Genomic DNA, 13,452 nt, shown 5'->3' on the forward strand with positions numbered 1-13,452 from the left:
CAGGTACTGGCTGGGCTAGCCGCCGAGGAAGCTCTTGGCGACGTCCGGGTCGGCTAGCAGCGCTGCGCCGGTATCGGTGAAACGGTTCTGGCCGGCGGCCAGTACAAAGCCCTTGTCGGCGATGGCGAGCGCCTGCTTGGCGTTCTGCTCCACCATCAGGATGCCGACACCGGCGGCATTGATCTCCTTCACCCGCTCGAAGATCTCGTTCATGTAGAGCGGGGAGAGGCCAGCGGTGGGCTCGTCGAGCAGCAGTACCTCGGGTTCTGCCATCAGCGCCCGGCCCATGGCCACCATCTGGCGCTGGCCGCCGGAGAGTTCGCCGGCGGGCTGATGGCGCTTCTCGTACAGCGGCGGGAAGAAACCGTAGACCTTGTCGAGCATGCGCTTGACGTTGTTCGGCTTGAGGAAGGCCCCCATCTCCAGGTTTTCCTTCACCGTGAGGCTGGGGAAGACGTTCTTCTCCTGGGGAATGAACCCCATGCCCTTCTGCACCAGCTTGTTGGGCGGCAGGTTATGGATCGGCTCCCCGCGCAGCAGGATCTCGCCCTGGTTGACGGTAAGCAGGCCAAAAATGGCCTTGAGCATGGTCGACTTGCCGGCTCCGTTGGGGCCGACGATCACGCCGATCTCGTCGGCTTCGATGGTCATGTTCACCCCGTTGAGGATGTTCATGCCGCCATAGCCGCCGTGCACATCGCGTGCTTCGAGTAGTGGCATCTTGGATTCTCTGCGCTAGTCGTTGCTGTTCTTCTTGTAACCCATCTTGCTGTAACCAGGCGGGATGGGCAGTGGTTCAGGCGCCGCGGCACCACTCAGGCGACGTTTGAACCCCTCAGGCTACGTTGGAACCAAAGTAGGCCTCGATCACCTGCGGGTTGTTCTGGATTTCCTCGATGCTGCCCTCGACCATCACACTGCCCTGGGCCAGCACGATCACCGGGTCGCACAGCCGGGCGATCATGTCCATGTCGTGCTCGATGACCAGGAAGGTGTAGCCCATCTCTCGATTGAGCCGCTCGATATTGCTGATCAGGTCGCCCAGCAGGGTGCGGTTGACCCCGGCGGCGATCTCGTCGAGCAGCACCACCCGGGCATTGGTCATCATGGTTCGGCCGAGTTCGAGGAGTTTCTTCTGACCGCCGGAGAGGTTGCCGGCCAGCTCGTTGCGCACGTGATGCAGGCCGATGAAGTCGATCACCTCCAGGGCACGTCGGCGCACATCGGCCTCCTGGCCGCGTACCATCCCCGGCTTCAGCCAGGCGCTGAAGAGGCTCTCGCCGGCCTGCTGGGGCGGCACCATCATCAGGTTCTCCAGCGCGGTCATCTGGGAGAATTCGTGGGCGATCTGGAAGGTGCGCAGCAGCCCCTTGTGGAACAGCTCGTTGGCCGGACGGTTGGTGATGTCCTCGCCGTCGAGCAGGACCTGGCCGCTGTCCAGCGGCAGGGCGCCGGCGATGATGTTGAACAGGGTGGACTTGCCGGCCCCATTGGGGCCGATCAGCCCGGTGATGGAGCCTTCTTCCACCTGTATGGAGCAGTCGTTGATGACTCTCAGGCCACCGAAGGCCTTGTGGACGTGCCTGACGTCGATAATGGCTGGCATGTTGGTTGCGCCCCGTTTATCCGGAGTCCGATGGCTGCCGGAGTCTTGTTATGGTGCCCCGCAGCGCCCGAGGGCAGCTTGCAGTGACACACTGAATAGTGAGGCCGCCGCCTCGAGGGCGGCGGCTGCCTGCGTTACGTCTCCTGGGTGCTGTCGGCCAGGAAAGTGCGGCCGGCGGCAAAGGCGCCGACGATCACCAGGGCGCCCACGGTGGGGATCAGGTAGCCTTCGATCTGCGGAATGCTCCGCAGGAAGACGAAGGCCACCGCCGCCGGCGCCACGAAGCGCACCAGGAAGCGCCAGATAGTGAACCATGTCTCGCTGGTGCGCATCTCTTTCATGACCTCGGAGTGGGTCAACGCCCAGCCGGCGAACAGTGCGATCAACAGCCCGCCCAGCGGCATGAAGATATTGGTCAGCAGCTCGATGAAGTCGAAGGCGCTGCGGCCGAACAGGGCATGGAAGATCGTCCCCTCGGCCCAGATATTGAAGCTCACGACCGTGAGGAGGCCCATGGCCCAGCTTGCCGTCACCATGCCGAATACCGCCTGGGGGCGAGTCATGTCGAAGCGCTCGACCAGGAAGGCGGCCACCGGCTCGATCAACGAGATCGAGGAACTGATCGCCGCACCCAGCACCAGGATGAAGAAGACCCCGCCCACCAGGGCGCCGAACGGCATCTCGGCGAACGCCAGCGGCAGTGACACGAACATCAGCCCGGGGCCGGCGGCGGCATCGAGGCCGGCGCCGAACACCAGCGAGAAGATGGCAAGGCCGGCAACCATGGCCACGGCGGTGTCGACGATGGCGATGGCAAAGGCGGTGCGGGTCAGCGAAACCTCGCTGGACATGTAGGCGCCGTAGGCCATGATCGCGCCCATGCCGAGGCTCAGGGTGAAGAACGACTGGCCCATCGCCTGGAGCCAGCCTTCGAGGCTCAGGGCGCCGATATCGAAGGTGAACAGGAAGCTGACCGCGGCCCCGAAGTCACCATTGGCGATGCCGTAGCCAAGCACCACCAGCAGGATGACGAACAGCGACGGCATCATGATGCGCAGACCGTTTTCGAGGCCCCTGTGGATTCCCATGCCGACGATCAGCCCCGAGGCGATGATGAACAGGGTGTGGTAGAGGGTGAGCAGCCCCGGGGAGGCGAGCAGGGCGTCGAAGCTGGCAGCGATGGTGTCGGCGTCGGCGCCGACCAGCGAGCCGGTGAACATCTGCCCCGTGTAGTGGATCGCCCAGCCGGCGATGACCGAGTAGAAGCTCAGGATCAGGAAGGCCGAGGCGGCGCCCAGCCAGCCGATGGATTCCCAGGCTCGCGACGTGTTGTGCGTCCTGGTCAGGTGACGCATGCCCATGATGGGGCTGCGTCGGCTGGCACGGCCGAGCATGGTCTCGCCGATCAGGATGGGAATACCGACGGCAAAGATGGTCAGCGCATAAACGAGGATGAAGGCACCGCCGCCGTTTTCGCCGGCCAGGTAGGGAAAGCGCCATAGATTGCCGAGACCCACTGCCGAGCCGACCGCGGCCAGCAGGAAGGTGCCCTTGTGTGTCCAGACGTTGTGCGTGCTCATTGCGGTTCCGAGGATCGGGTCATGGCCTTGTGGGCCGTCTTTGATGGCCGTCCGTCACCGCACCGGTAGATGGGCGCTGGACGGCGCGTACACTGTGCGACAGAACCCAGCGTTCTGGCCAGAGGTGTTGCGTTAAGGTTGCGTTGGCCCCGGCTGATGACGGGGGCTGCCGATCATGTGTGGTCCTCGTCCTCATCGGCCTTTTCGCCGCCGGTGGGCTCGAAGGCGCGGCTTGCGTCCGGCAGCCGCACGATGTCGCCCTTGGCCAGCTTGCCGGCCAGCTTGCGCCGCGCGCCGGTACCGGGTTCGATCAACGCCACGACCTCGCCGATGCTGGTGCCGTCGACATAGGCGTCGACCCGGATCCGCACCACCAGCCCCTGGTAGCGGGCCGAGAGAATGTCGCCGGGCCCGGGGTCGGAGCGCCCGGTGGGGTGTTGCTCGAAGTGCCGTTCCACGCTGGCGCTGCCGGGGTCGTCCCATTCCACGTGTCTGTGCATGATCGTCTCTCCTTGAGTGGTGATGTCTCCAAGGGTAGCCATGGCCGTGGAGAAGCACAGCACTCTATGCAAATCGCGCGTGAGTTGCCATGACGACGGCCAAGTCGCTCGCACCATACAACGACACCCGCCGAAGGGGCGGGTGTCGTTGGACTGGGCGAGTAGCGCTTACTTCTTGGCGCGCTTGCGCTCGTTTTCCTTGAGGAATTTCTTGCGCAGGCGAATATGGTTGGGCGTGATCTCGACCAGCTCGTCGGAGTCGAGAAACTCGATGGCCTGCTCCAGCGAGAATTTCACCGGCGGGGTGAGGACGATGTTCTCGTCGTTGCCGGTGGAGCGCATGTTGTCGAGCTTCTTGCCCTTGGTGGGGTTGACCACCATGTCGCTGGCGCGGTTGTTGATGCCGACCAGCATGCCTTCATAGACCTCGGTGGCGTGGTCGATGATCAGCTTGCCGCGCTCCTGCAGGGCATAGAGCGCATAGGCCAGGGCCTTGCCGTCGACCATGGAGACCAGCACGCCGTTGCGCCGCTCGATGGAGGCATCGGGCTTCAGCGGGCCGTAGTGGTCGAAGCGGCTGGTGAGGATGCCGGTGCCCGAGGTCAGGGTCAGGAACTGGCCGCGGAAGCCGATCAGGCCCCGTGCCGGAATCATGAAGTCCAGGCGCACACGGCCCTTGCCGTCGGGGTTCATGTTGGTCAGCTCGCCCTTGCGATAGCCGAGCTCCTCCATGACGGCGCCCTGGTGCTGCTCCTCGCAGTCGATGATCACCTCTTCGTACGGCTCCTGCTTGACGCCGTCGATCTCCTTGATGATCACCTCGGGGCGGCCGACAGCCAGCTCGAAGCCCTCGCGGCGCATGGTCTCGATCAGCACCGACAGGTGCAGCTCGCCGCGGCCGGACACCTTGAACTTCTCGGGGGTTTCGCCCGGCTCGACGCGCAGCGCCACATTGTGGATCAGCTCCTGGTCGAGACGCTCCTTGATGTTGCGGCTGGTGACGTACTTGCCGTCGCGGCCGGCGAATGGCGAGTCGTTGACCTGGAAGGTCATGGAGACCGTGGGCTCGTCCACCGACAGCGGCGGCAGTGCCTCGACGGCGGCCTGGTCGCACAGGGTGTCGGAGATCGACAGGTTGTCGATGCCCGTGATGCAGACGATATCGCCGGCATCGGCCTGCTCGGTCTGTACGCGCTCCAGGCCCATGTGGGTCATCACCTGGCCGATCTTGCCCTTGCGGGTGGTGCCGTCGGTGCTGATCACGGTGATCTGCTGGTTGGGGCGCACGCTGCCGCGCTTGATGCGGCCAAGGCCGATGACGCCGACATAGCTGTTGTAGTCGAGTGCCGAGATCTGCATCTGGAACGGGCCGTCCAGTTCGACCTTGGGTGGTTCGACGATGTCGACGATGGATTGCAGCATCGGCGTCATGTCGTCGGCCAGCTCTTCCGGGTCCAGGCCGGCGATGCCGTTGAGCGCCGAGCAGTAGATGATCGGGAAGTCGAGCTGCTCATCGGTGGCGCCAAGGTTGTCGAACAGGTCGAAGATCTGGTCGATGACCCAATCGGGGCGCGCGCCGGGGCGGTCGATCTTGTTGACCACCACGATCGGCTTGAGACCCTGGGCGAAGGCCTTCTGGGTCACGAAGCGGGTCTGGGGCATGGGGCCGTCGACGGCGTCCACCAGCAGCAGTACCGAGTCGACCATGGACATGACGCGCTCGACCTCGCCACCGAAGTCGGCGTGCCCCGGCGTGTCCACGATATTGATGTGGTAGACCTGATCGGCATTGGGCGCCTGCCAGCGAATCGCGGTGTTCTTGGCCAGGATGGTGATCCCGCGTTCCTTTTCCTGGTCGTTGGAATCCATCACGCGCTCTTGCCCCTCGGCCTTGCGGTCCAGCGTGCCGGACTGGCTGAGGAGCTTGTCGACCAGGGTGGTCTTGCCATGGTCGACGTGGGCAATAATGGCGATATTGCGAAGACTCTCGATCTGAGAGGGAACGGCTGTGCTCATAGGTTGTGGCTCGTCATCATCTACGCACCTATGTACACATATCAAGAAAGTACCCTAGGCGCGGGGGTAGGGAGAGTGGAGGCGCATTGTACAGACTAGGAAGGTAGGCGAATAGCAGAACCTCTGCCTCGTGCCGTTGTGGGAGAGGCTTCTCAGCTTGCCAAAGTGTCCATGCCTCATTGCGGGTGACTCCGTGCTACCCGTTCTGCTGGTGCGCAGCGGATGAATTTGGCGAGATCGGTGCGATAAAAATCAGTCTGGATACTTTTAGATACTTTTGTACACTTAATAATACCTTAACTAACAATGATTTTCTTTCCCGTGCCCGGCAAGGCCGCACCCTCGCTTGCCGTCAATGGAGTCGGCGGCCATGTATGCGAGCAGTATTCTTCTCGATGCCCGCTCGTTCGGCGCCCAGCTACCACGACAGCTGGACTCGCTGCATCGTGTCATGCGCTATGGGGAGGGGAAGCATGAGCTGCTGGTGGCTGACGATACCGGCGATCATCGCTTACCCGGGCTAGCCTGTCGTTTCGGTGTCACCCTGGTGTCCTGTCGTCCCTGCCCGCTGGGGGAGCGTCTTAACGTTGCCGTGGCAGCCAGCCATGGTGAGCTGCTGCTGTTTCCCGGCCTGGGCCAGGGCGGTTTTCCGCGATGGCTGTCTAGCCAGCTCGGCGTCCTGGGCCGGCAGGAGTGGGATGCCGTGGTCTTGCAGGCACGGCGGCAGAGCGCACTGATGCGACTGATGCGACTGATGCGACTGCTGAGCCGGTTGCATCGTGCATCGCCTACGGACACTTTCTGTGTGACACGCGACTGGTTCGATCGCATCGGTGGCTTCGACCCCGTCCTTGAACACGACGCCCTGCCCGAGCTGATCGAACGGCTGCAGGCCTGCCAGGCCCGAGTATCGATCGAGCGCGCCTGAGACCCCTGGATAGGGCAGCGCCCCGGAGGCGGGCGCTGCGTTCGGTTGCCTGAAAAAATGACTAACCTGATCACGAACGGAAGTGTGAAGGTAGGCCTCGCCAGGGGAGTGCATCTAACTGGTGCAGGCGGCGCCGGTGCGGCGCTATCTTGGTGCAAAAATGGCGCCCCGCGCCCTGCCGAAGGGAGTGTCTTGCATTCCTGGTGCAAGAGAGGGCAGCTTGATGAATCAAAAAATAACTTTAAAACAATGGATTAAGAAATCATGGGTTGTGATGGTGCAAAGTTGGCACGCAGCCTGCATTAGGTTGGCCAGCTCCCATGCCCGTGCATGGTGATCGTGGGCACCAAGCTCACAGCGTGCTACAACATGCGCTGGATCGAACCCAGCGCCAGTGGATCATCAGCCAACGAATCGAGCCAAACTCGCTCTAAATGGAGGACATCATGTCTGCCAAGACTCTCGCCCTGATCGAAGAAAACGATGTGAAGTGGGTTGACCTGCGCTTCACCGACACCAAAGGCAAGGAGCAGCACGTCACCATTCCCGCTCGCGACGTGGACGAGGAATTTTTCGAGAACGGCCAGATGTTCGATGGCTCCTCCATCTCCGGGTGGAAAGGCATCAACGAGTCGGACATGATCCTGCGTCCGGAAGACGGTACCGCCTTCCTCGATCCGTTCACCGAAGACGCCACCATCGTGCTGCGCTGTGACATCATCGAGCCCGCCACCATGCAGGGCTACGAGCGCGACCCGCGCTCCATCGCCAAGCGCGCGGAAGCCTACCTGCAGTCCAGCGGCCTGGGCGATACCGCCTTCTTCGGCCCGGAGCCGGAATTCTTCATCTTCGACGAGGTGCACTGGAAGACCGATATCGAAGGGGCGATGTTCAAGATCTCCTCTGAAGAGGGCGCCTGGTCCACCGACCGTCAGGTCGAGGGCGGCAACCTGGCCCACCGTCCGCGGGTCAAGGGCGGCTACTTCCCGGTTCCCCCGGTGGACAGCTTCCACGACATTCGTGGTGCCATGTGCAACACCCTGGAAGCGATCGGCCAGACCGTCGAAGTGCATCACCACGAGGTGGCCAACGCCGGCCAGAACGAGATCGGCGTCAAGTTCAACACCCTGGTGAAGAAGGCCGATGAGCTTCAGGAAATGAAGTACGTCGTGCACAACGTGGCCCACGCCTATGGCAAGACCGCGACCTTCATGCCCAAGCCGCTGGTTGGCGACAACGGTTCCGGCATGCACGTGCACCAGTCCTTCTGGAAGGATGGCGTCAACCAGTTTGCCGGCGACCAGTACGCCGGGTTGTCCGAGATGGCGCTCTACTACATCGGCGGCGTCATCAAGCACGCCCGCGCCCTGAACGCCTTCACCAACGCCTCGACCAACTCCTACAAGCGCCTGGTGCCGGGCTTCGAGGCGCCGGTGATGCTGGCCTACAGCGCCCGCAACCGCTCTGCCTCCATCCGTATCCCCTACACCGCCAGCCCCAAGGGCAAGCGCGTCGAGCTTCGTTTCCCGGACCCGACCGCCAACCCGTACCTGTGCTTCGCGGCGATGCTGATGGCCGGTATCGACGGCATCAAGAACAAGATCCACCCCGGCGATGCCATGGACAAGAACCTGTACGACCTGCCGCCGGAAGAAGGCAAGGCCGTGCCCACCGTGGCCAACAGCCTGGATCAGGCACTGGACGCGCTGGATGCCGATCGTGCCTTCCTCACGGAAGGTGGCGTCTTCACCGACGACATGATCGATGCCTACATCGAGCTCAAGATGGAGGACGTGGAGCGTATTCGCATGAGCACGCATCCGGTCGAGTTCGACATGTACTACAGCTGCTGAAGCAGGCCGACGCGCCCGACCCATATCACTGGGTCGGGCCGCTCGAGCCGACTCGGGTGCGCGAGTGTCAGGCAGTCGTGTCAGGCAAGCGTGGCGGGAATCGTGTTCTGCAATCACAGGGGCTCCGTCTTGGCGGAGCCCTTTTTTGTCGTACACTTGAAGCCAATGACATGTCTTGATACGACAGGCATATCAGCGTCCAGTCGGTACGGGGCGCCGACGAAGGAGACCGATCCTCATGAAGAAGGCGCTTTTGGCAATGGTTGGGCTGCTGGTCACCACGTCTGCCCTGGCGACGACCATCTATCGCACCGTCGACGCCCAGGGCAATGTGATCTTCACCGACAGCCCAGACGGAGGTGGCGAACCGGTGGAGCTGACGCCGCTCACCGTGGTGCCGTCCCGGGGCCTGTCGGGAAGGGCAGAGCCGCCGCGGGTGGAAGGCGTTGTGCCGCGGGTCAGCGAGTCCCCGGGCCAGCCGTTCATGCCCTACGATGCCTTTCGTATCGTATCGCCGGCGCATGGGGCCGACCTGGCCGCCAGCTACGCGGGTAACGTGCAGGTGGAACTCGCCATCCAGCCCGAACTGCGGCCCGACCACCGGGTCCGGCTGCTGCTCGACGGCAGGGTGAGCCAGACCGCGATGCATACCACCGCCTTCATGCTCACCGATCTCGATCGTGGCCAGTATGTGATTCAGGCCGAATTGCTGGACGCGGGTGGGGATATTCGTCATCGCACCCAGCCGGTGACCCTCCGCGTTCAGCGTTCTCCTGCCCGCTGAGACAGGCTCGCCCAACTTTTGCCCCTTCGTGCCCCGCGGGTGAGCGTTAACCCGTCCCGAGACGATGGACACTCCTTTCTTGCACCATGATAGTGCACGCCATGGCTGCCATAATGCCCTGAAACGGCGCCGAACCGCGCTTTTCAAGGTTGGCGCGGTTCTTGCTAGGTTCTTGCTACATGTATGGGTCGCTAGGGTAGCCAAGGGAGCCCGAGTCGTTTGCCGGGATTCACGGAATGCGCGAAACGGGTGCACGTCTACACCAAGGGAAGGCCAATGTACCGACGCCTGATGGAACATCTCACCACTGCGGTGCTGCTGCTGGACGGCAGGCTGCGTCTGCGCTGGATGAATCCCGCCGCCGAAGCGCTGCTGGCGGTCAGCCTGGGGCGCGTGGAAGGGATGTGCCTGTCGGCGCTGGTCGCCGAGGATGATGGTATGGGTGCTGTGCTGGCCAAGTCCCGTGATGACGGTCACCCCTTTACCCAACGCGAGGTGAGGCTGTCGCTCGTTACCGGTGCGGTGATCACCGTCGACTATACGGTTACGCCGCTCTCGGACGAGGAGCTTCTGGTCGAGATGGAGCCTCGCGACCGTCTGCTGCGTATCTCCCGGGAGGAGGCGCTGCTCAACCGGCAGGAGGCGATCAAGGTTCTTTCGCGTGGGTTGGCCCACGAGGTAAAGAATCCGCTGGGGGGTATTCGTGGTGCCGCCCAACTGCTGGAGCGTGACCTCGATGATCCCGGCCTGGCCGAGTTCACCCGTATCATCATCGAGGAGGTGGACCGCTTGCGGGACTTGGTGGACTGCATGCTGGGTCCGAACAAGCTGGCGAGCCATGACCCACTGAACGTTCACAAGGTGCTCGAGCGGGTGCGGACACTGCTGATTGCCGAGACCCCCGGCGTGGTGGTGGAGCGCGACTACGACCCCAGCCTGCCGGACTTCCCGGGAGACGAGGCGCAGATGATCCAGGCCGTTCTCAACGTGGCACGTAACGCCGTGGAGGCCATGACCGAGGCCGGCATTGGCCAGCCGCACCTGCTGATGAGAACCCGGGCGCGGCGCCAGTTCACGCTGGGTGCCGAACGGCATCGCCTGGTCTGTGAGGTGGCGCTGATCGACAACGGTCCCGGCGTTCCCGAGAGCCTGCAGGAGACGCTCTTCTACCCCATGGTATCGGGTCGTGCCGAGGGCAGTGGACTGGGATTGTCCATTGCCCAGGGCATCCTGCATCAACACCAGGGCTTGATCGAATGCGAATCCCGCCCCGGCCATACCGAATTCCGCTTGCTTATTCCCCTGGAGAGGCGCCATGACTGATGTCGCACGTGTCGCTGTCGTCGATGACGATCGCGCCATTCGATGGGTGCTGGAGCGCGCCCTGGCTCAGCCCGACCTCGAAGTCGAATGCATCGAACGAGCCGACGTGGCGCTCAGCCGACTGCTGGACGATCCGCCGGATGTGCTGGTCACCGATATTCGCATGCCGGGTATCGATGGCCTGGACCTGATGTCACGGGTGCGGGACGTGCACCCCGACCTGCCGGTCATTGTGATGACCGCGCATTCCGATCTGGATAGTGCGGTCGCCTCCTATCAGGGTGGAGCCTTCGAGTATCTGCCGAAGCCCTTCGACGTCGACGAGGCGCTGGCGCTGGTGCGTCGTGCCGTGGCCCATGCGCGGGAGCGCAAGCGGCCGGTCAGCGTGCCGGAGGGGTTGGATGCCGAGATCATCGGTGAGGCCCCGGCGATGCAGGAGGTATTTCGCGCCATCGGCCGTCTGTCGCACTCCCACATCACGGTACTGATCAACGGTGAGTCGGGGACCGGCAAGGAGCGTGTGGCTCGCGCCCTGCATCAGCACAGCCCGCGTACGGGCAAGCCGTTTATTGCGCTGAACATGGCGGCGATACCGCGGGACCTGATCGAGTCCGAGCTGTTCGGTCACGAGAAGGGGGCCTTTACCGGCGCCACCGCCCAGCGCCAGGGGCGCTTCGAGCAGGCCGATGGCGGCACCCTGTTTCTCGACGAGATCGGCGACATGCCTGCAGAGACCCAGACACGGCTGCTGCGGGTGCTGGCCGACGGCGAGTTCTACCGGGTCGGCGGCCATACGCCGGTCAAGGTGGATGTGCGCATCATCGCCGCGACCCACCAGAATCTCGAAATCCTGGTCGAGGATGGGCGTTTCCGTGAGGATCTCTTCCACCGCCTCAACGTGATCCGCGTCCACCTGCCGAAACTGGCCGAGCGACGTGAGGATATCCCGCGGCTGGCACGGCACTTCCTGGCCGAGGCGGCCAAGGAGCTGTCTACCGACATCAAGGTGCTGACCAAGGATGCCGAGACGCACCTGACCCGGCTGCCGTGGCCCGGCAATGTGCGCCAGCTGGAGAACACCTGCCGCTGGCTGACGGTGATGGCATCCGGCCGTGAGGTGCTGGTCGAGGACCTGCCGCCGGAGCTGCGCGAGCCGGAAGCGGCGGAGAGCGGCAACGGCGACTGGCGAGCCGCGTTTCGCGACTGGGCAGACCGGGCCCTGGCCGCGGGCCATACCCATCTGCTGGAAGAGGCGGTTCCCGATTTCGAGAAGATCCTGATCGAGACCGCGCTGAAGCATACCGGCGGGCGCAAGGGTGAGGCCGCCGAGCTGCTCGGCTGGGGACGAAACACCCTGACCCGCAAGCTCAAGACGCTGTTGCCGGCCCTGGCTGAGGATTGACCCCGTCCATCGCCGACTGTTTGACAGGGGGAAAGGCCGGGCGTGGCCTTTACCGCCACTGTGGTGCCAGAATGGGGGCTTCAAGGAGAGAGATAGCCCATGACGCAGATGCACTGGCAGCGCTTGCTCGACCCGTCGCGACTCTACGGCGGCCGGGCCGGGCGTGACGAGATCGGCCGCAGCCCCTTCCACAAGGATCATGACCGGATCGTCTTCTCCGGCTCCTTTCGCCGCCTGGGGCGCAAGACCCAGGTGCACCCCCTCACCGACAACGACCACATTCACACCCGGCTGACCCATTCGCTGGAGGTGGGCTGCGTGGGGCGCTCGCTGGGCATGATCGTCGGCGAGCTGCTGCGCGAGCGGCTGCCGGAGTGGATCACCCCGGCCGACCTGGGCGTCATCGTGCAGGCGGCATGCCTGGGACACGATATCGGCAACCCGCCCTTCGGCCATGCCGGCGAGTATGCCATTCGCGACTGGTTCAAGCGTGCCGAGGCCGATGGTAGCGGGCTGCTCGAGGGGCTGTCGGAGCATGAACGCGCCGACTTGCTCACCTACGAGGGCAATGCCCAGGGGTTCCGGGTGGTCACCCAGATCGAGTACAACCAGTTTCGTGGCGGCATGCGGCTGACAACGGCGACGCTGGGGACTTTGCTGAAGTACCCCTGGACCGTGGAGCACGGGGGCAGTGCCGGCAAGTTCGGCAGCTATCAGAGCGAGAAGGCATTGCTGGCCGACGTGGCCGACCGCCTGGGCCTGCTGCCCCGGGGCGAGGGGCGCTGGTGTCGCCACCCCCTGGCCTGGCTGGTCGAGGCGGCCGACGACATCTGCTACGCCCTTCTCGACCTGGAGGATGGGCTTGAGATGGGCATCCTGCGTTTCGACGAGGTGGCCGACGTGCTGCTGCAGATCGCCGGCGACGCCCCGCCGGACTATGCCAGCATGCAGCGCAGCGGTGTCTCCCAGCGTCGGCGTATCGCCGCCCTGCGCGGCGCGGCCATGGAGCGAGCGGTCAACGACGTGGGGGCGGTCTTCGTCGACCATGAGACTGCGCTGCTCAACGGCACCCTGACCAGCGACCTGCTGGAGCTATGCCATCCTGACCTGGGCTGGGGGGTGGCCGCGGCCAAGCAGCTGGCCCGCGAGCGTATCTTCCAGAACGAGCGCAAGGCCAAGCTTGAGATCGGTGCCTACACCACCCTCGGCATCCTGCTGGAAGCCTTCATCGGCGCGGCCCACGAGCTGCACTACACCGGCGAGTCGAGCTTCAAGCATCAGCGAGTGCTGGCGCTGGTCGGCGAGAACACGCCGCGCCCCTCCTGGACGCTCTATGACAGCTATCGGCGCATGCTCGACTTCATCGGCGGCATGACCGACCACTACGCCGTAGACCTGGCCCAGGAGATGGGCGGTCGACTGAGAGGGGACTAAGCGATGTGAAGGTCCGCCGGGCCGCG

General features: G+C 63.9%; 11 protein-coding genes. 6 read left to right on the plus strand and 5 right to left on the minus strand.

The features are described 5' to 3' along the window. Nucleotides 1-15: 15 nt before the first annotated feature. The 5 genes from DU505_RS13295 to typA all read right to left on the minus strand — a co-directional run bounded on the left by DU505_RS13295 (nucleotide 16) and on the right by typA (nucleotide 5,702). A complete protein-coding gene (locus DU505_RS13295) occupies nucleotides 16-720 on the minus strand; it encodes an ABC transporter ATP-binding protein (protein ID WP_114479475.1) in 705 nt (234 codons plus the stop codon). Between the two features lie 115 nt (nucleotides 721-835). Then, nucleotides 836-1,606 (minus strand): ABC transporter ATP-binding protein, encoded by a 771-nt coding sequence (locus tag DU505_RS13300; protein WP_114479476.1) that lies wholly within the window; start codon nucleotides 1,604-1,606, stop codon nucleotides 836-838. Nucleotides 1,607-1,740: 134 nt separating this feature from the next. Then, nucleotides 1,741-3,186, minus strand: coding sequence for a sodium-dependent transporter (locus DU505_RS13305; protein WP_114479477.1), 1,446 nt, complete (start codon nucleotides 3,184-3,186; stop codon nucleotides 1,741-1,743). Nucleotides 3,187-3,359: 173 nt separating this feature from the next. Then, nucleotides 3,360-3,686: a hypothetical protein gene (locus tag DU505_RS13310; protein ID WP_114479478.1), complete on the minus strand. Its 327-nt coding sequence runs from the start codon at nucleotides 3,684-3,686 to the stop codon at nucleotides 3,360-3,362. A gap of 168 nt (nucleotides 3,687-3,854) precedes the next feature. Then, a complete protein-coding gene (gene typA, locus DU505_RS13315; protein ID WP_114479479.1) occupies nucleotides 3,855-5,702 on the minus strand; it encodes a translational GTPase TypA in 1,848 nt (615 codons plus the stop codon). A 370-nt stretch (nucleotides 5,703-6,072) separates the two neighbouring features. Here typA and DU505_RS13320 point away from each other — a divergent pair, with 370 nt between their 5' ends. From DU505_RS13320 to DU505_RS13345, 6 genes are all read left to right on the plus strand, one after another. Further along, nucleotides 6,073-6,630: a hypothetical protein gene (locus DU505_RS13320; RefSeq protein WP_114479480.1), complete on the plus strand. Its 558-nt coding sequence runs from the start codon at nucleotides 6,073-6,075 to the stop codon at nucleotides 6,628-6,630. Between the two features lie 446 nt (nucleotides 6,631-7,076). Then, a complete protein-coding gene (gene glnA / locus DU505_RS13325; RefSeq protein ID WP_114479481.1) occupies nucleotides 7,077-8,483 on the plus strand; it encodes a glutamate--ammonia ligase in 1,407 nt (468 codons plus the stop codon). 238 nt (nucleotides 8,484-8,721) lie between these two features. Continuing rightward, nucleotides 8,722-9,267 (plus strand): DUF4124 domain-containing protein, encoded by a 546-nt coding sequence (locus DU505_RS13330; protein ID WP_114479482.1) that lies wholly within the window; start codon nucleotides 8,722-8,724, stop codon nucleotides 9,265-9,267. Between the two features lie 276 nt (nucleotides 9,268-9,543). Further along, on the plus strand, nucleotides 9,544-10,590 hold the full coding sequence (gene glnL, locus DU505_RS13335; protein WP_114479483.1) for a nitrogen regulation protein NR(II): 1,047 nt from the start codon (nucleotides 9,544-9,546) through the stop codon (nucleotides 10,588-10,590). Continuing rightward, nucleotides 10,583-11,992: a nitrogen regulation protein NR(I) gene (gene ntrC, locus DU505_RS13340; RefSeq protein ID WP_114479484.1), complete on the plus strand. Its 1,410-nt coding sequence runs from the start codon at nucleotides 10,583-10,585 to the stop codon at nucleotides 11,990-11,992. Before glnL ends, ntrC begins: the two co-directional genes overlap by 8 nt. Before the next feature lie 99 nt (nucleotides 11,993-12,091). Next, nucleotides 12,092-13,426 carry a deoxyguanosinetriphosphate triphosphohydrolase gene (locus tag DU505_RS13345; RefSeq protein ID WP_114479485.1) on the plus strand — a complete coding sequence of 445 codons (1,335 nt, stop codon included), beginning with the start codon at nucleotides 12,092-12,094 and terminating at the stop codon, nucleotides 13,424-13,426. Nucleotides 13,427-13,452: the final 26 nt, after the last annotated feature.

It is taken from the genome of Billgrantia montanilacus (assembly GCF_003336675.1).
Classification (GTDB): Bacteria; Pseudomonadota; Gammaproteobacteria; order Pseudomonadales; family Halomonadaceae; genus Halomonas; species Halomonas montanilacus.

Bases quoted from the DNA above. Each gene is read 5' to 3' on its own strand.
- DU505_RS13295 (WP_114479475.1), bottom strand. From the start codon at position 720: ATGCCACTACTCGAAGCACGCGATGTGCACGGCGGCTATGGCGGCATG.
- DU505_RS13300 (WP_114479476.1), bottom strand. From the start codon at position 1,606: ATGCCAGCCATTATCGACGTCAGGCACGTCCACAAGGCCTTCGGTGGC.
- DU505_RS13305 (WP_114479477.1), bottom strand. From the start codon at position 3,186: ATGAGCACGCACAACGTCTGGACACACAAGGGCACCTTCCTGCTGGCC.
- DU505_RS13310 (WP_114479478.1), bottom strand. From the start codon at position 3,686: ATGCACAGACACGTGGAATGGGACGACCCCGGCAGCGCCAGCGTGGAA.
- typA (WP_114479479.1), bottom strand. From the start codon at position 5,702: ATGAGCACAGCCGTTCCCTCTCAGATCGAGAGTCTTCGCAATATCGCC.
- DU505_RS13320 (WP_114479480.1), top strand. From the start codon at position 6,073: ATGTATGCGAGCAGTATTCTTCTCGATGCCCGCTCGTTCGGCGCCCAG.
- glnA (WP_114479481.1), top strand. From the start codon at position 7,077: ATGTCTGCCAAGACTCTCGCCCTGATCGAAGAAAACGATGTGAAGTGG.
- DU505_RS13330 (WP_114479482.1), top strand. From the start codon at position 8,722: ATGAAGAAGGCGCTTTTGGCAATGGTTGGGCTGCTGGTCACCACGTCT.
- glnL (WP_114479483.1), top strand. From the start codon at position 9,544: ATGTACCGACGCCTGATGGAACATCTCACCACTGCGGTGCTGCTGCTG.
- ntrC (WP_114479484.1), top strand. From the start codon at position 10,583: ATGACTGATGTCGCACGTGTCGCTGTCGTCGATGACGATCGCGCCATT.
- DU505_RS13345 (WP_114479485.1), top strand. From the start codon at position 12,092: ATGACGCAGATGCACTGGCAGCGCTTGCTCGACCCGTCGCGACTCTAC.